The following is a 16,709-nucleotide window of genomic DNA, read 5'->3' on the forward strand; positions in this document are numbered from 1 at the left end:
GTGGAGTGCGCCGAAGGACCTGGCAGGGCGCTGTGGACACTCGCACACCCGGGCGAGGCCCTTCGGCCCTGTCCGGCACCGCGTGACGCGGAACATGCTCGCCTCATGCGAGTACGGGACATCATGAGCACACCGGTCATCGGCGTCACGGCCGAAGCCACCCTGGAAGAGGCCGCCAAGCTGATGATGGACCGCGGATTCACCACGCTGCCGGTGTTCGCCGCGGCGGGCAGGCTGGTGGGGCTGGTGACCGAGGCCGATTTGCTCCGGGCCCGCTTCATGCTGGCGGCCCCCACCCCCGAGGACGGCGCGATCGCCGGGCTGCGGGCCCGCGTGGTCCGCCAGATCATGCGTTCCCCCGCACCGGCCGTGGCCGCGGGGATGGACCTGGGCGAGGTGACCACGGCGATGGTCGAATCGCACCAGCGCTGCCTGCCCGTCGTCGAGGACGGCACCGTGGTGGGCATGGTGAGCTGGCGCGACCTGCTCGCCCGCTTCGCCGACGGCTGGTGCACCCCCGCCACCGGCACCCCCTGAACCCCCTGAGCGACCGCGCCGGAGTGTTCGAGCGGGGCCTGTTCGCTGCGAATCATTCGGAGCAAACAGGCCCCGCTCGAACACTCCGAGCCGCGGGGAGTCAGGCCCGGTGTGCGGCTTCGAGGAGCAGGCGCCGTTCGGCGGAGGCGATGACGGAGCGGGCCGCGGCCACGGCATCCGGGTTGACCGAGATCGACGTGATGCCGAGCCGCACCAGGTGGTCGGCGAACTCCGGGCGGTTGGAGGGCGCCTGCCCGCACAGCGACGACGTGATGCCGAGCGAACGGGCCTTGGACACGATGGTGCCGATGGCGTCCAGCACCGCCGGGTCGGACTCGTCGAACAGTTCGGCGCACTCCCGCGAATCCCGGTCCACGCCGAGCATCAGCTGGGTCAGGTCGTTGCTGCCGATCGACACGCCGTCGACGCCCAGCCCGACATACGACGGCAGCCAGTACAGCACGGAGGGCACCTCGGCCATGACCCACCGGTGCAGCCCGCGCTGGCGGCCGAGCGGACTGGCGTCGACCAGCCGCAGGCACTCTTCCAGTTCCCAGCGGGTGCGCACGAACGGGATCATCAGGTGCAGGTTGGGCGTCTGCTCCCGCACCCGCGCCAGCACCTCCAGTTCCAGTGCGAACAGGTCCGGCTGGCGGACGTAGCGGTAGCACCCACGGTAGCCGATCATCGGGTTGTCCTCCTGCGGCTCGTAGGCCGCCCCGCCCCCCAGCCCGCGGAACTCGTTGCTGCGCAGGTCGGTGGTGCGGTAGACCACCGGGCGCGGCGCGAACGGTTTGGTGATCCGCAGCAGGTACTCCGCCATGGAGTCCACAAAGGACCGCTCTTCGCCGTGCTCGAGCAGATCCCGCGGGTGCCGCCCGCCCAGCGCCTCGGTGAGCATGAACTCCGCCCGCAGCAGGCCCACCCCGTCCACCGGCAGCGCCGCCGCGTGCTCGGCCTGTTCCGGCATCGCGAGGTTGACGTAGACCCGGGTCGCGAGCGCTTCGGGCGCGGCCGGGGCGGGCGCGGTCACCGGCTCGGTCCGTGCCGCCGCCTTCTTCACCGCACCGGCACGGACCTCCCCGGCCGCCCCGTCCACGGTGACCTCCTGGCCGTCGGTGAGCGCGCTCGTCGCGGTCTCGGTCCCGACCACGCACGGCACGCCCAGTTCCCTGGCCACGATGGCGGCGTGGCAGGTCATCCCGCCGCCGTCGGTGACCAGCGCGGCCGCGCGGCGGATCGTGGGCACCCAGTCCGGATTGGTCATCGGCGCGACCAGGACCTCCCCGCCGCGCAACTGCTTTCCCTGCTCGGGCGAGGTCAGCACGCGGACGGTCCCGCTCGCCGTTCCCGGCGAGGCCGCCAGTCCCCGCACCAGCACCTCCACCGCGGATTCCGTTGTGGACCCTTCGGCGGTCCCCGTCTTCAGCGTGGTGATCGGTCTGGTCTGGACCAGGTAGATCGTCCCACCGGAGTCGATGGCCCATTCGAGGTCCTGGGGAACGCCGTAGTGGTCCTCGACGCGGATCGCCAGCCGGGCCAGTTCCAGCACCGTCGCCGAATCGAGCACCCGCCGCCGGGCGGCGGGCTCGGGCAGTTCGACGCGGCTGTCGCTGCCGCTGGCGCCGTGCACGATCTTGTACTTCTTGTCCCCCACCCGGACCTGCTCCAGCCGCAGGTCCTGCTTGGCGACCATATAGGAGTCCGGCTCCACCGCCCCTGAAACGAGTGTTTCGCCTTGTCCGAACACCGCCTCGACGATCAGGCGGTGCCGGTCGCCGGTGCGCGGATCGGCGGTGAAGATCACCCCGGCCCGCTCGACCTCGACCATCTGCTGCACCACCACCGCGATCGCGGGCTCACCGGCGAACCCGCGCTCGGCGCGATAGGTCACCACCCGGGGGGAGAAGGCCGAGGCCCAGCAGTCGACGAGGCGCTCCAGCACCGCGGCCTCGCCGCTGACGTTGGTGAAACTGGCGTTCATGCCGGCGAACGAGGCGTCCGCGCTGTCCTCGCCCGTGGCCGAGGACCGCACCGCGACCGTCACGTCCGGCCCCAGCGCCGCATAGGCTTCGAGCACGGCCTCGCGCAACTCCGGCGACAACGTCACCTTCCGCACCATGTCCTGCATCCGGCGGCAGTTGTCGGCCAGCCGGTCGGGATCGTCGCCGACGGTGAGGGTGGCCGCGTGCAGGCGGGCGAGTTCCTCCCGCACTCCGCCGTAGTCCATCGCCGCCCAGTAGCCTTCGCGCAGCACGACGAACCCGCCGGGCACCGGGAAGCCCGCCGCGGCGAGTTCCCCGAGGTTGGCCCCCTTGCCCCCGGCCGAGACATCATCCGCGACGCGGATCTCCGACAATCCCTTGACGACGTTCATCGCATTCCTCCCGGCGCTGCCGCGCTCTCGGCGCGAGTTCAGTTTTTCCCCGCCGTTGCAGGGGATTCGAGAGCCTGAAGTCCCCTCCGGGAAGGCTTTGTGCCCTGGTGACCGCGGGATGCGGCCACGCAGACTCCCCGGAGTCGGACGGGATGCCGAATGGGGCGCCGGACAGGGAGGAAACCATGACAAGCCAGCGCACGATCGTGGTCGGGGTCGACGGATCGGTCCAGAGCGAGGCGGCCCTGCGATGGGCTCTGCAGGAGGCCGCCGGGCACGACCGGGTGCGCGCGGTACTCGTGCGGGCCAGGGAGGACCTGCTGCCCGGCACGTCCTACGCGATCCAGCCGCACGGCCGCCGCCCGGTGGAGCAGGACGAGGACTACGCGACCCTGCTGCACAGCACGGTCACGAAGGCCGCGGGACAGGAAGGGCAGGCGCCACCGCCCACCGAGGTGGTGGCCATCGGGGACCCGGCCACCGAGCTGATCAAGGAGTCCGCCACCGCCGACCTGCTCGTGGTCGGCTCACACGGGGCACGTCCGCTGGGCGAGCTGCTCGTGGGCAGCGTGGCGACGCAGTGCGTGCGGCACGCGCACTGCCCGGTCGTGGTCATCACCACCGAGTCGACGCACCGGCTGCGCTGACCGCGCTCAGAAGGCCGCCGGACCGGGCGGCAGCACACCGGGGGTGATCCCCTCCGGTGGCCGCCCGTGCCGTGCCTGGTAGTCCCGGACGTAGCCGGCCACCGCCGAGGGCAGCGTCGGGAACAGCCTGTCCTCGCCGATCTCCGCCGCCGCTCCCCCGGCTTCGAGCTGGTGCAGGAGTTCCCGTTTCACCCTGGCCATGGCGAAGGTGATCCCCCGCCGCCCCAGCTCGGTGCGCAACCGGCCGAGCGCGTCCAGCGCGGTCACGTCGATTTCGATGTTCGCCTCGGCGTTGAGCAGGAACCATTCCGTGTCCGGCGCCACCGCTTCCAGCGCGCGGCGCCGGAAGTCCTCCGCGTTGGCGAAGCACAGCGGCGCGTCGTACCGGTAGACCACCAGTCCCGGCACCTTCACCGAACCCGGGTAGTCCCCCACGTCGTGCATGCCCGGCACCCCGGGCGCGTATCCGAGCACCGCGGCGTGCGGCCGCGCCATCCGCCGCAGCAGGTCCAAAACGGACAGTGCGATCGCGGCGAGCACGCCGTAGAGCACCCCGAGCCCGAGCACGCTCACCGTGGTCGCCAGCGCCAGCACCAGTTCACTGCGCCGGAACGCCGCGATCCGGCGGAACTCGCCCAGGTCGATCAGCCGCAGTGCCGCGTACACCACCACGGCCCCCAGCGCCGCCAGCGGGAACGCGGCCAGCACCGGTCCCGCCGCGAACAGCGCCACCACCACGGTGGCCAGTGCCACCAGCGAATACAGCTGGGTGCGGCTGCCCAGTGCCTCCCCGATCACCGTCCGGCTGCCGCTGCAGCTGACCGGGAACCCGCGGAACAGCCCGGTGAGCAGGTTGTTCGCGCCCAGTGCCCGGAGTTCCCGGTCGGCGTCGACGGTCTCGCCCCGGCGCGCCGCGAAGGCGCGGGCGGTGAGCACCACGTCGGAGAACCCGACGATCGCAATCCCCACCGCCGGGAGCAGCAGTGACGGCAGGTCGGGCGCGCCCACCCGCGGCAGCGCCGGAGCCGGCAGGCCGGCGGGCACGGCGCCGACGACCGCGATCCCGGTACGCGTCAGATCGAACACCGCGACCGCCCCGGCCGCCAGCAGCATGCCGATCAGCGGGACGGGCAGCTTCGGCGCGAGCCGCGAGCCGATCAGCAGGAAGGCCAGCACCGCGGCCCCCAGCGCCAGCGTGGGCCCGTGGAAGCCGGACAGGCCGGACAGCCATGACCGCAGTTGCGTGAAAAGGTTCTCCCCGGTCACCGGCACCCCGGTCAGCTTGCCCAGCTGGCTCACGATCATGATCACCGCGATGCCCGCGAGGTAGCCGACGAGCACCGGTCTCGACAGCAGGTCGGCGAGCACCCCGAACCGCACGAGACCGCCCAGCAGGCACAGCCCGCCGACCATCAGCGCGAGCATCGCCGCGAGGGCGGCGTAGCGCCCGGGGTCCCCGGCGGCGAGGGGCGCGACGGCGGTGGCGGTCAGCAGCGCCGTCGTGGATTCCGGGCCCACCGACAGCTGGCGGCTCGACCCGATCAGCGGGTAGATCGCCAGCGGGCCGAGCGCGGTCCACAGGCCCACCACCGGGGGCAGCCCGGCGATCTCGGCGTAGGCCATGACCTGCGGGATCAGATAGGCCGCGACGGTGACCCCGGCGAGCAGGTCGGGCCGCAGCCAGCTTCTCCGGTATCCCCGGAACTGCGCCAGTCCGGGCAGCAGGCGCGGGCCCGCTGCGCTCATGCCCGCGCCGCCCGGCCGAGCACCAGCACGGCCTGGGCGCACCCGTCCTCGGCACCGGCGGGCAGGAACCGGACCGGCACGCCCCGGGAGGCGGCGCTCAGCAGCACCCGGGCCAGCGCCATCCCGGCCGCCAGCTGATCGGCCGGGCCGTTCCCGCGCGTGCTCAGCACGGCACGGTCACGCCCGGTGAAGCGCAGTCGTGCCCCTTCCACCGCGGCGGCCCGCTCCAGTTCCGCGCGGGTCACGCCGGTCAGCCGCGCGGCGGGCGCGGGCGCTTCGAGCGCCGCGGCCAGGCGGCGGTCCCGGGGCATCGGCGGGCGCGGGCGGGTGAAGAAGATCGTCGCGGGGCGCGACGGCGACCCGCCGAGCCGCACGTGGGCCGAACAGCCCTGCACCCGCAACGCGAGCGCGAGAACGAAGATCGCGGCTCCCGTGTAGATCCGGGCGGCGCGGTCGTCGTGCCCGGGCACGACGTGCACGCAGCCGGGCCCGAACTCCAGCCGCCCGCCCTCGGGGGGCAGCGGCAGCCGTGCCACGGCGCGCAGTGCGATGTCCAGTTCTCCCGGCGAGGCCATCATGCCGACAACCTTGATCGGCGCGAGTCGTCGCGGAGAAGGGCCGAACGTCACCGGCGCCAGGGTCCATCGCGGAGCGCAACGTCCTCACCCCTGGGGACCTTCGACCGGCGCCCCGCGGCGGTTCCGGCAGCGATCATGGACATCGACTTCAGGGAGGAAAACCGATGAACATCTCTTCGCCCGCGGCCCGGACCGAGCTTCCCGAGCCGGAGCGGCGTGCCCGTGCGGTGCGCGCGGTGGCGGCGTGCGCCCGCGACGCCGGTGAGCTGACCGAACTGCTGGACATGCTGGGGCTCGAGGCCGGCGAGGTGCTGCCCCGGCCCGAGGCGCCCACCCCGGTCGTCGTCCCGGCGCCGCGCGGGCGGGGCATCCCGATCAGCGAACTCACCGCGCTGCTGGCCGCCGCCGGCCTCACCCGCCAGTCCGCCTGACCCACTCCGCAGCCGAGGCCGTGAGGGACCCCCTCACGGCCGTTTTGGCGCTTGCGGCCGGTGCTGGGCGCCCTGAAGGTCGCCTTCAGGGTCACAAACGCCCTCAAGGTCACCTTGAGGGCACACCCTGTTCCGAGGAACGTCCGGGCTTCGCGGTTAGGTGGGGGTGCGGCAGGAGGCGAGGAGGCGCTCGGCTTGCCGGGCCAGTTCGAGATCTTCGCGAGCGGTCAGCACGAGCACCGCGACGGGGGCGCCCCGCGGGCTGACGAGCCGGTCGCCGCGGCCGGCCAGGCGGTCCGGGGCGGTCCGCACGCCCAGCACCCCCAGTCCCTCCGCCACCTCGCCGACCAGTTCCGGCTGGTGCTCGGCGACCCCGCCGGTGAACACGAGCGCGTCCAGCCGGTCCAGGCTCATCGCCGCCGCCCCGATCTCGCGCCGCAGCCGGTGCGCGTACACCCCGATCGCCGTGCGGGCGGCCTCGTCGCCCGCGGCCCGCGCCGCGAGCACCTCCCGCATGTCGCCGCTGGTCCCCGTCATCCCGGCCAGCCCCGACCGGTGGTACAGCGCGTCCACCATGCCGTCGAGGTCGACCTCCCCGGTGCCCAGCACGTACAGCAGCAGGCCCGGGTCGACCGAACCGGACCGGGTCGCCATGACGGCGCCCTCGATCGGGGTGAACCCCATCGACGTGTCCACGCTCGCCCCGCCCCGGATGGCGGTGACCGAGACACCCGAACCGAGGTGGCAGCACACCAGCCGCGGTTCCGTCTCGTCCACCCCGAGCAGTTCCGCGGCCCGCCGGGCGGTGTAGCCGCAGGAAAGCCCGTGGAACCCGTAGCGGCGCAGGCGGTTCTGCCGGGTCCACGCGCGCGGCAGCGCATACCGCTTCGCCGCCTCGGGCAGTCCATTGTGGAACGAGGTGTCGAAGCAGGCCACCACCGGCAGGTCCGGCAGCGAGGCCAGCACCAGCCGGGTCACGTCGACCGACAGCGGCTGGTGCAGCGGGGCGAGCGAACCCAGCCGGTCCAGTGCCCGCAGCACCTCCTCGTCCGCGAACACCGGCCCCGGCCGCGATCCGCCGTGCACGAACCGCACGGCCACCGCGTCGGGACGGCCCCAGCGCCCGATCGCGTCGTGGACGGCGCTTTCGTCGGCCACGGCGTCGGCGGCCGCCCAGGTTTCGGCGTGCCGCGTGACCCCGTCTTCGATCAGTGCCGCCTTCATCGTGGACGACCCCGGGTTGAGGGTCAGGATGCGCATGGTTCTCCTCAGGTCTTGAGGCGGCGGAGGAACGGGTCGTCCGGGGTGCGGGGCTCGACCCGGATCCGGGCATCGAGCACCAGGCAGCCGTCCGCGGAGGCGACGAGGGGGTTCAGGTCGAGTTCGGCCACCTCCGGCAGCAGTTCGGCGAGGCGGCTCACGCGCAGCAGGACGTCGCGGATGCCCTCACGGTCGAGCCTGCCGGGCCCGAACAGGTCACGGGAGCAGCGCAGGCCCGCCATCAGCCGATCCGCGTCGCTGTCGGTGAGCGGGGCCAGGCGCGCCGCCCGGTCGGCCACCAGATCGGTGTCGGTGCCGCCGAGGCCGAAGACCACCAGCGGGCCGAACACCGGATCGGAGTGGATCCCAACGAGCAGTTCGCGGCCCGGTGCGGCCATCGGCTGGAGCACCGCCCCCTGGAAGCCCGCCCCGAACCGGTGCCGCCACCCGCGCACCACCTCGCGCACGGCCGCCTCGTCGGCCACGCCGAGCGCGACTCCGCCCTGAGCGCTCTTGTGCAGCACCCCGGCCGCGTCCACCTTCATCGCCACCGGATGGTCCAGCCCGGCGAACGCCGCCGCCGCGCTGTCCTCGTCGGTCGCGTAAGAGGTCTGGACCATAGGAATCCCGAAACAGCCCAGCAGGTGCGCGGTCTCGGTCGGGGTCAGCCAGCGCCGCCCCGCCGCCAGGTACCCGCGGACCGCCGCGAGTGCCGCCGGTGCGTCCACATCGGACAGTACGGGCAGCGTGCCCGCGGGGCGGGCGCGCCACTGCGCGTAGCGGGCGATGTGCCCGAGCGCGGCCGCCGCGTCGGCGGGGTCGGTGTAGCTCGCGGTCGCCGGGCCCTGGTCGTCCGGCAGCGGGGTGACATGCCCGAGCTGGCCGAGGCGCACCGCGAGCAGCGGCTTACCCGAATGCCGGGCCTTCGGCGCCACGGCCGTGATCGGCTCCCCGAGCGCGGTGGGCACCCCGGCCGCGATGACCGCGTCGATCCCCTTGTCGGCCAGCACGATGTCGAGGCAGGTACCGAACAGGGCGGCGTCCACTCCGGCGGTGGTGTCCACCGGGTTGCGCACCGACGCCTGCGCGGGCAGGACGGCGCGCAGCGCGGCGGTGGTCGACCCGGCCAGCTCCGGCAGTTCCAGCCCGTGCCGGGCGCACGCGTCCGCGGCCAGCACGCCGGCACCCCCGGCGTTGCTGATCACCGCCACGCGGTTGCCCGCGGGAAGCGGCTGCCACGACAGGGCGGCGACGGTGTCGACCAGTTCGCTGATCGTGTCCACGGCGATCACCCCCGCCTGCTCGTACAGCGCGTCCCGGGTGACCGCGGGGGTCGCGGCGGCCGCCGTGTGCGAGGCCGCCGCGCGCCGCGCGATCTCGGTGTCGCCCGTGCGGATCGCCAGCACCGGCTTGGTGCGCGCCAGCGTCCTGGCCAGCCTGCCGAACTTGCGCGGATTGCCGAAGGACTCCAGGTACAGCACCGCGATCTCGGTGGCCGGGTCCCGCTGCCACCACAGCAGCAGGTCGTTGCCGCTCACGTCGTACTTGTCCCCCGTGGACACCAGGCTGGACAGCCCGATCCCCAGTCCCCGCAGGGATTCCAGCAGCGCGATGCCGAAACCGCCGGACTGGCTGACCAGGCCCACCCCGCCCGGCGGCACCTCCCCCGGGACGAAGGTGGCGTTGAGCCGGGTCGCCGGGTCGGGATTGGCCACCCCCACGCAGTTCGGACCGACCACGCGCATTCCGTAGCGGCGCGCAGAGGCGACCACCCGGGGACCCAGTTCGGTGCCGGTCAGCCCCGCGGAGATCACCACCACCGCCCGCACCCCGCGCTGCCCGCACTGCTCGACCACCGCGGGCACCGCGGCGGCGGGCACGCACACCACCGCGAGTTCCGGGGTGTCCGGCAGCTGGGCCACCGAGGGCGCGCACGGCACCCCGCGGATCTCGGTGGCATGCGGGTTCACCGCAAACAGCCGTCCCGCGTACCCACCTGCCAGCAGGTTCGCCAGCACCGCGTGCCCCACGGACCCGGGGTGCCTGCCCGCGCCGACCACGGCGACCGAGGCCGGCCGCAGCACCGAGCTGAGGCTCTCCACGTCCGCGACGCGCTCCCGCTCCTCCAGTGCCGCCCAGTAGTCCTCACCGGGTTCCAGCGACAGCACGAACTGCCGCTCCGGGCCCCCGGGGGGCATCTTGTACGGCAGCCCCAGGTCGGCGAAGACCCGGACCATGCGGGTGTTCTCGGCCAGCACCTCGCCGACGAACCGCCGGATCCCCCGCTGCCGCGCCATCGAAGTCAGGTGTTCCAGCAGCAGCGTGCCGACCCCGTGGGCCTGCGCGCGGCCGTCCACCGCGAGCGCCAGTTCGGCTTCCGTCGGCTCCCCCGCCACCTCGAAGTGCGCCACGCCCACCAGCCTGTCCCGGCGGAACGCGCCCACCGCGCCGTGGGTGGGTCCGGGTTCGGCGGCGATCCGCCGCGCCAGCTCCCCCAGCTGGCCCGGGGCGCCGAAGAAACGCAGATACCGGTCCCGGTCGCCGAGGCCGCGGTGCAGTGCCAGCACGGCGTCGGTGTCGGCCGGGCGCAGCGGCCGGATCAGCACCACCTCGCCGTCGGCGAGTACCGCGCTCGACCCGTGGTCGGGCCCCATGATCGTCCTTTCGCAGCGTGATGCGGGCGCGCCGCTCGCGCGCCCGCACCGTGACGGCAGGTCAGCTCTTGGCGACCTTGATCTCGACCTGCTTGCCCGACTTCTCCTCCGCGTACGGCACGGTGACCTCGAGGATCCCGTCCTTGTACTTCGCGTCGATCTTCGAGGTGTCCGCGCCCTGGGGCAGGGACACGGTCCGGCTGAAGGAGCCGTAACGGAATTCGCTCCGCCCCTGCTCCTCGGTCCTGGCCTCGCGCTCGGCGGAGATGGTCAGCATCCCGGCCTCGGTCGTCACGTGGATACCCTTGTCCGGGTCGAACCCCGGCAGTTCTGCGCGGACGGTGTACTTACCGTCCTTCATGGACTCCTCGATGCGGACCATGTTGTGTTCACCGAACGGCCACGTGCCCTCGAACCACTCCGACAGACTCGGGAAGGCACCCCTCGGCCGCGGTAACAACGACGTCATCCGACTTCTCCTCTCGTCCCCGGATGGCCTTGCCGTCACTCAGCAAACCGCCGATCCGGGCCGCGCCGACGCGGCCGTACTTCCCCAATGCCGGTGACCGGGGTCCCCGCCGCTCGGTGACCAAGTGCCCTCGCTCGACGCGACGGCCGCCAGAGACGCTGTGATGGTCGTCTCGCCCGGGAGGAGCCGGATGAACGCACTCGATCTGGCGCGGTGGCAGTTCGGGATCACCACCGTGTACCACTTCATCTTCGTGCCGCTGACGATCGGCCTGGCCAGCCTGGTCGCGGGCATGCAGACGGCCTGGGTGCGCACCGGCAAGGAGCCCTACCTGCGGATGACCAAGTTCTGGGGCAAGCTGTTCCTGATCAACTTCGCGCTCGGCGTGGTCACCGGGATCGTGCTGGAATTCCAGTTCGGTATGAACTGGGCCAACTACAGCGCCTTCGTCGGCGACATCTTCGGCGCCCCGCTGGCCATGGAGGCGCTGCTCACCTTCTTCCTGGAATCCACCTTCATCGGTCTGTGGATCTTCGGCTGGGACCGGCTGCCGAAGAAGGTGCACCTGGCCACGATCTGGCTCGCCGCGCTCGGCACCATGCTCTCGGCCGGGTTCATCCTGGTGGCCAACTCGTGGATGCAGCATCCGGTGGGCTCGGTGGTCAACCCGCGGACCGGGCGGGCCGAAATGCGCGACTTCTGGGCCCTGCTGGGCAACTCCACCGCCTTCGGCGCCATCTTCCACACCCTGACCGCGGTGTTCGTCACCGCCGGGGTGCTGCTCGTCGCGGTCAGCGCCTGGCATCTGCGGCGCGGCAACGCGCCCGAGGTGTTCCGGCCGTCGATGCGGCTGGGGCTGGTGACCATCCTGGTGGCCGGCATCGGCGTGGCGGTCACCGGGGACATCCAGGCCCGCATCATGACCGAACAGCAGCCGATGAAGATGGCGGCGGCCGAAGCGCTCTACCGGACCGTGGCGCCCGCGTCGTTCTCCGTGTTCACCATCGGCTCGCTCGACGGGTCGAAGGAGGTGTGGAGCCTGCGCATCCCCGGGCTGCTCTCGTTCATGGCCACCACCCACTGGGACGGCACCGTCGAGGGCATCAACGACGTGCAGGCCGCCGAAACGGCGCGGTTCGGGCCGGACCACTACGCACCCAACATCCCGGTCACCTACTGGTCGTTCCGGCTGATGATCGGCTTCGGGCTGCTGATGGGGCTGCTGGCGCTGGTGGGGCTGTGGGTGTTCCGCAGGGGCCGGATCCCGCGCTCGGCCTGGTTCTACCGAGCGGCGCTGGCGGCGCTGGTGCTGCCGTTCCTGGCCAACGCGCTGGGCTGGGTGTTCACCGAGATGGGCCGCCAGCCGTGGGTGGTCTACGGCGTGCTCAAGACCGCGAACGGGGTGTCCCCGCTCGTCGGCCCCGGCACGGTGCTCGCCTCCCTGATCGGGTTCACCGTGCTCTACGGGGTGCTCGCGGTGATCGACTTCCTGCTGATGGCGCGGTTCGCCAAGGCGGGCCCGCCGCCGCCCGCCCCGCCCGCGCCGGAGTCCGAAAAGGACATCGAGAAGCCCCCGGTCCTGGTGTACTAGGAGCGCTCATGGCCCTCACCGATGTGTGGTTCCTGCTGATCGCGGTGCTGTGGACCGGCTATTTCGTGCTGGAGGGCTTCGACTTCGGGGTCGGCATGCTGCTGCCGGTGCTCGGGCGGACCAACACCGACCGCCGGGTCATGATCAACACGATCGGTCCGGTGTGGGACGGCAACGAGGTCTGGCTCATCACCGCGGGCGGCGCGACCTTCGCCGCCTTCCCGGTCTGGTACGCGACCCTGTTCTCCGGTTTCTACATCGCCCTGCTGCTGATCCTGGCGGCGCTGATCGTGCGCGGGGTGGCGTTCGAGTTCCGCGGCAAGGTCGACACCGACCGCTGGCGGCGGGGCTGGGACATCGTGATCGTGATCGGTTCGGCGCTGCCCTCGCTGCTGTGGGGCGTGGCCTTCGGCAACATCGTCGGCGGCGTGCCGATCAACGCGCAGCACCAGTACACCGGCAACTTCCTCACCCTGCTCAACCCCTACGCCATCCTCGGCGGGCTCACCACGCTCGCGGTGTTCGCCCTGCACGGCGCGGTGTTCCTCGCGCTGAAGACCGGCGGCGAGGTGCGCGAGCGCGCCCGCAGGCTGAGCTTCTCCCTCGGCGCCGTCGCGATCGTGCTCGGCGCGGCGTTTCTGGTCTGGACCCAGCTGGCGCACGGCAAGGGCTGGACGTGGGCGCCGCTCGCGGTGGCCGCGGCGGGCCTCGTCGCCGGGGTGGCCGCCTCCGTCCGCGGCCGTGAGGGCTGGGCGTTCCTGTTCACCGCGGTGGCCATCGTGGCCGTCACCGCCACCCTGTTCGGTTCGCTCTACCCGGACGTGATGCCCTCGACCACGGACCCGGCCTACAGCCTGACCACCACCAACGCCTCGTCCGGGCCTTACACCCTGACCGTGATGACCTGGATCGCGGCGGTGTTCACCCCCATCGTGCTGGCCTACCAGGCCTGGACGTACTGGGTGTTCCGCAAGCGGGTGAGCGCACCGGCCCGGCCGCCGACCGAAAAGCTCAGCGCATGAAGCCGCTCGACCCGCGGCTGCTGCGTCACGCGCGGGCCGCCCGGCCGTTCGTTCTCGTGTGCGCGGCGCTCGGCGTGGCCACCGCGCTACTCGTGCTCGTCCAGTCCGGCCTGCTGGCCACCGCCATCACCCGGGCCTTCCTCGGCGGCACCGGACTGGCCGGGCTGTCGGTGCCGCTGGGCCTGCTCGCCCTCGTCGTGGCGGGCCGCGCCGTCGTGGCGTGGCTGTCGGAGACGGCGGCGCACCGGGCGTCGGCCACGGTGCTGGCCCAGTTGCGGGCCGCGGTGATCGGCCACGCGCTCGGCAGCGGGCCGAGCCGCGTCCCCGGGCGCTCCCCCGCCGAACTGGCCACCCTCGCCACCCGCGGCGTGGACCGGCTCGACGGGTACTTCGCCCGCTACCTGCCGCAGCTGCTCGTCGCCGCGGTGGTGCCCGCGGTGGTCGCGGCGCGGATCCTGTGGGCCGACTGGATCTCGGCGGTCATCGTCGCGGTCACCGTGCCGCTCATCCCGCTGTTCATGATCCTCATCGGGCGGTACACGCAACGCGAGGTCGGCAAGCAGTGGCGCACGCTGGCGGTGCTGGGCAACCACTTCCTCGACCTGGTCGCCGGACTGTCCGTGCTCACCGCGTTCGGCCGCGCCCGTGCGCAGCGCCGGAGCCTGCGCGAGATCACCGAACGCTACCGCGTGCGGACCATGCGGACGCTGCGGGTGGCGTTCCTGTCCGCGCTGGCGCTGGAACTGCTCGCCACGCTGTCGGTCGCGGTGATCGCGGTGTCGGTCGGGCTGCGGCTGCTGGACGGCGGCCTTGACCTGTCCACCGCACTGGTGGTGCTGGTGCTCGCGCCCGAGGTGTACCTGCCGCTGCGGGCGGTCGGCGCCCGGTTCCACGACAGCGCCGAAGGCGTGGCCGCCGCGAACGAGATCTTCGCCCTGCTCGACGAGGAACCGGGCGCGCGACCGCACCGCGCCCCGGCGCCCGACCCGTCCCGCGTCCCGCTGCGGCTGCGCGGTGTCACCGTGCGGGGACGCTCGGCGCCCGTGCTGGACGGGGTGAGCCTGCGCATCGAACCCGGTCGGGTCCTCGGCGTCACCGGGCCCAGCGGGGCGGGCAAGTCCACCCTGCTCGACCTGCTGCTCGGCTGGTACCCGCCCGATTCCGGCCAGGTCTACGTGGACGGCGTCGACCTCGCCGAACTGGACGGAACGGCCTGGCGGGAACGCGTCGCGTGGGTCCCGCAGCGGCCACGCCTGCTCGCCGGGACGGTGGCGGCCAACATCCGGCTCGGCCGCCCCGCGGCGAGCGCGCACGAGGTCGCGCGCGCGGCCGAGGCCGCCGGGCTCGACGTGCCGCTGGGCACCCCGGTGGGCGAGCTCGGGGCCGGGCTGTCGACCGGGCAGCAACGGCGGGTGGCGCTGGCCAGGGCGCTGCTGCTCGACCGGCCCCTGCTGCTGCTCGACGAGCCCACCGAAGGGGTCGACGCGGACACCGAGGCCGCCATCCTCGACCGCCTGCCCGCCCTGCTCCGGGGCCGTACCGCGGTCATCGTCACCCACCGCGAAGCGGTACTGCGGGTCTGCGACGAAGTCGTCAGCCTGCCCGCACCGCCCGCGCACCCCCGCCCGGCCGTCGCGCCGCCTCCTCCCGCACCCGCCGCACCGGCGCCGGAGGAGGCGGCGAGTGGAGCAAGGGATGTTCACTACGGCCGGAACCGGTCCGAGAGGTGGTTGCGCTCGGCGGTGCGGCCCTACCGCGGGCGGCTGGCGCTGGCCTGCCTCGCCGGGGCGGGCGCCCTGGGCAGCGCGGTGGCGCTCACCGCCACCTCGGCGTGGCTGATCTCGGCGGCCGCCCTGCACCCGCCCGTGTTGTCCCTGACGGTCGCGATCGTCGCCGTGCGCGCCTTCGGCGTGGCCAAGGGCGTGCTCCGGTACGCCGAACGCCTGCTGTCCCACGACGTCGCGCTGCGCGCGCTGGCCGGGATGCGGGTCCGGGTGTGGTCCACGCTGGTGCGGCTGGGCCCGGCGATCACCGAGCACCTGCGCAGGGGCGACCTGCTCACTCGCGTGGTGTCCGATGTGGACAGCCAGCAGGACGTGCTGGTCCGGGTACTGGTGCCCGCGGTCTCGACCGGGCTGGTGGGCCTCGGGATGGCGGGTGCGCTCGGCGCGCTCCTGCCGGAGGCCGGTGTGGTCGTGCTGGGCGGCCTCGCCTGCGCCGGACTGCTCGCGCCCGCCCTGTCCGCGCTCGCGGCCCGCAAGGCCGAACGCGACACCACCGCGCTGCGCGCCGAGGTCGGCTCCCGCACGGTGGAAATCCTGGAGGCGGCACCGGATCTGATCGCCTTCGGTGCCGCGCGCCGCCGCCACGAGGCGCTCCGCGGCGTCTCGGCCGAGTTGACCCGCGCACTGAGCCGCTCTGCCGCGGCGCGCGGCCTTGGCGCCGGGGTGGGCACGCTCGCGATCGGGGCGACCATGATCGGTTGCCTCGCGGCCGGGATCGCCGCGCTGGCGGCCGGCCGCCTGCCGGGCCCCGCACTCGCCGTGCTCGCCCTCACCCCGCTGGCCGCGACCGAGCTCGTCGCCGCGCTTCCCGAAGCGGCACAACGGTTCCTGAGCGCGCGGCACAGCGCCCGCCGCCTGAGCGAACTGGACGCGACCGCGACGCCGAGCAGCGAACCGGCGCGGCCCCGCGCGGTCCCGGTGCCCGCCGCCACGCTGGCCACCAGCGGCCTCGCCGTGCGGTGGCCGGGTGCGGCGGAGGACGCGGTACGCGGGGTGAACCTCGCCGCGGGCCCCCGCGCGACCGTCCTGTGTGGACCATCGGGCTCGGGCAAGAGCAGCACCCTCGCGGCGATCATGCGCTATCTCGACCCCTCCGCGGGGCACGTCCGGATCGACGGCGTCGACACGCTGTCCTGCCCGGGCGACGCGGTGCGAGAGCAGCTGGGGTGGTGCGGGCCCGCCACCCACCTGTTCGACAGCACGCTGCGGGAGAACCTGCTGCTCGCCCGGCCCCGGGCCACGGACGGGCAACTGGTGCGCTGCCTGGAGCAGGCCCGGCTCGGCGACTGGCTGGCCGGGCTGCCCGAGGGGCTGGACACGCCGCTGGGCGCGCACGGCACGGGAGTCTCCGGCGGGGAACGGCAGCGCCTCGGCGTGGCGAGGGCGCTGCTGTCGGACCGCCCGTTCCTGCTGCTGGACGAGCCGACCGCGCATCTCGACGGCCCCACGGCGAGCGCGCTCGCCGCCGATCTGGCGGAACTGACCGGCGGCCGCCCCGCCGTCATCGTCACCCACCGCCCGGCCGACTTCCCGGCCCTGCCCGTCGTCACCCTCTCCCCGCGAGTCCCCCCTTCCGCGGCCCGGATCCCCCCTTCCGCCGCCTGAGTGTTGGC

At 73.4% G+C, this 16,709-nt stretch carries 12 protein-coding genes; 6 read left to right on the plus strand and 6 right to left on the minus strand.

What is annotated here, in order from left to right; translation table 11 throughout:
- The first annotated feature begins 105 nt into the window (after positions 1 to 105).
- On the plus strand, positions 106 to 537 hold the full coding sequence (locus tag ORV05_RS19820; protein WP_144592017.1) for a CBS domain-containing protein: 432 nt from the start codon (positions 106 to 108) through the stop codon (positions 535 to 537).
- A 100-nt stretch (positions 538 to 637) separates the two neighbouring features.
- On the opposite strand, the gene ppsA is transcribed toward ORV05_RS19820, so the two are convergent.
- Entirely contained in the window at positions 638 to 2,914 is a 2,277-nt protein-coding gene (gene ppsA / locus ORV05_RS19825; RefSeq protein WP_268441104.1) for a phosphoenolpyruvate synthase, read from the minus strand.
- Between the two features lie 185 nt (positions 2,915 to 3,099).
- Between ppsA and ORV05_RS19830 the strand changes: the two genes are divergently transcribed.
- Entirely contained in the window at positions 3,100 to 3,561 is a 462-nt protein-coding gene (locus ORV05_RS19830; RefSeq protein WP_268441106.1) for a universal stress protein, read from the plus strand.
- Positions 3,562 to 3,567: 6 nt separating this feature from the next.
- Here ORV05_RS19830 and ORV05_RS19835 read toward each other — a convergent pair whose 3' ends face one another.
- Positions 3,568 to 5,307 (minus strand): SulP family inorganic anion transporter, encoded by a 1,740-nt coding sequence (locus ORV05_RS19835; RefSeq protein WP_268441108.1) that lies wholly within the window; start codon positions 5,305 to 5,307, stop codon positions 3,568 to 3,570.
- Positions 5,304 to 5,936, minus strand: coding sequence for a hypothetical protein (locus tag ORV05_RS19840; RefSeq protein ID WP_268441110.1), 633 nt, complete (start codon positions 5,934 to 5,936; stop codon positions 5,304 to 5,306). The genes ORV05_RS19835 and ORV05_RS19840 overlap by 4 nt, the downstream gene beginning before the upstream one ends.
- 113 nt (positions 5,937 to 6,049) lie before the next feature.
- Here ORV05_RS19840 and ORV05_RS19845 point away from each other — a divergent pair, with 113 nt between their 5' ends.
- The gene (locus tag ORV05_RS19845) at positions 6,050 to 6,316 is read left to right on the plus strand and encodes a hypothetical protein (RefSeq protein WP_268760087.1); all 267 of its coding nucleotides are present in this window, start codon (positions 6,050 to 6,052) and stop codon (positions 6,314 to 6,316) included.
- A gap of 156 nt (positions 6,317 to 6,472) precedes the next feature.
- Here the strand turns inward: ORV05_RS19845 and ORV05_RS19850 are convergent, their stop codons facing one another.
- The 3 genes from ORV05_RS19850 to ORV05_RS19860 form a co-directional block, all read right to left on the minus strand.
- On the minus strand, positions 6,473 to 7,576 hold the full coding sequence (locus tag ORV05_RS19850) for an acetate/propionate family kinase (protein ID WP_268441112.1): 1,104 nt from the start codon (positions 7,574 to 7,576) through the stop codon (positions 6,473 to 6,475).
- An 8-nt stretch (positions 7,577 to 7,584) separates the two neighbouring features.
- Complete coding sequence (locus tag ORV05_RS19855; protein ID WP_268441114.1) at positions 7,585 to 10,230, minus strand: bifunctional acetate--CoA ligase family protein/GNAT family N-acetyltransferase; 2,646 nt, start codon at positions 10,228 to 10,230, stop codon at positions 7,585 to 7,587.
- A gap of 61 nt (positions 10,231 to 10,291) precedes the next feature.
- Positions 10,292 to 10,699, minus strand: coding sequence for an Hsp20/alpha crystallin family protein (locus ORV05_RS19860; protein ID WP_268441116.1), 408 nt, complete (start codon positions 10,697 to 10,699; stop codon positions 10,292 to 10,294).
- A 190-nt stretch (positions 10,700 to 10,889) separates the two neighbouring features.
- Between ORV05_RS19860 and ORV05_RS19865 the strand changes: the two genes are divergently transcribed.
- Genes ORV05_RS19865 through cydD form a run of 3 tightly spaced genes read left to right on the plus strand, consistent with a single transcriptional unit; the run spans position 10,890 to position 16,701 of the window.
- Entirely contained in the window at positions 10,890 to 12,290 is a 1,401-nt protein-coding gene (locus ORV05_RS19865; protein ID WP_268441118.1) for a cytochrome ubiquinol oxidase subunit I, read from the plus strand.
- 8 nt (positions 12,291 to 12,298) lie between these two features.
- Positions 12,299 to 13,312, plus strand: a complete 1,014-nt coding sequence (gene cydB, locus ORV05_RS19870; protein WP_268441120.1) for a cytochrome d ubiquinol oxidase subunit II — start codon at positions 12,299 to 12,301, stop codon at positions 13,310 to 13,312.
- Positions 13,309 to 16,701: a thiol reductant ABC exporter subunit CydD gene (gene cydD / locus ORV05_RS19875; protein ID WP_268441122.1), complete on the plus strand. Its 3,393-nt coding sequence runs from the start codon at positions 13,309 to 13,311 to the stop codon at positions 16,699 to 16,701. Before cydB ends, cydD begins: the two co-directional genes overlap by 4 nt.
- Positions 16,702 to 16,709 lie beyond the last annotated feature (8 nt).

It is taken from the genome of Amycolatopsis cynarae, from assembly GCF_026802195.1.
GTDB classification, from domain to species: Bacteria; Actinomycetota; Actinomycetes; order Mycobacteriales; family Pseudonocardiaceae; genus Amycolatopsis_E; species Amycolatopsis_E rhizosphaerae.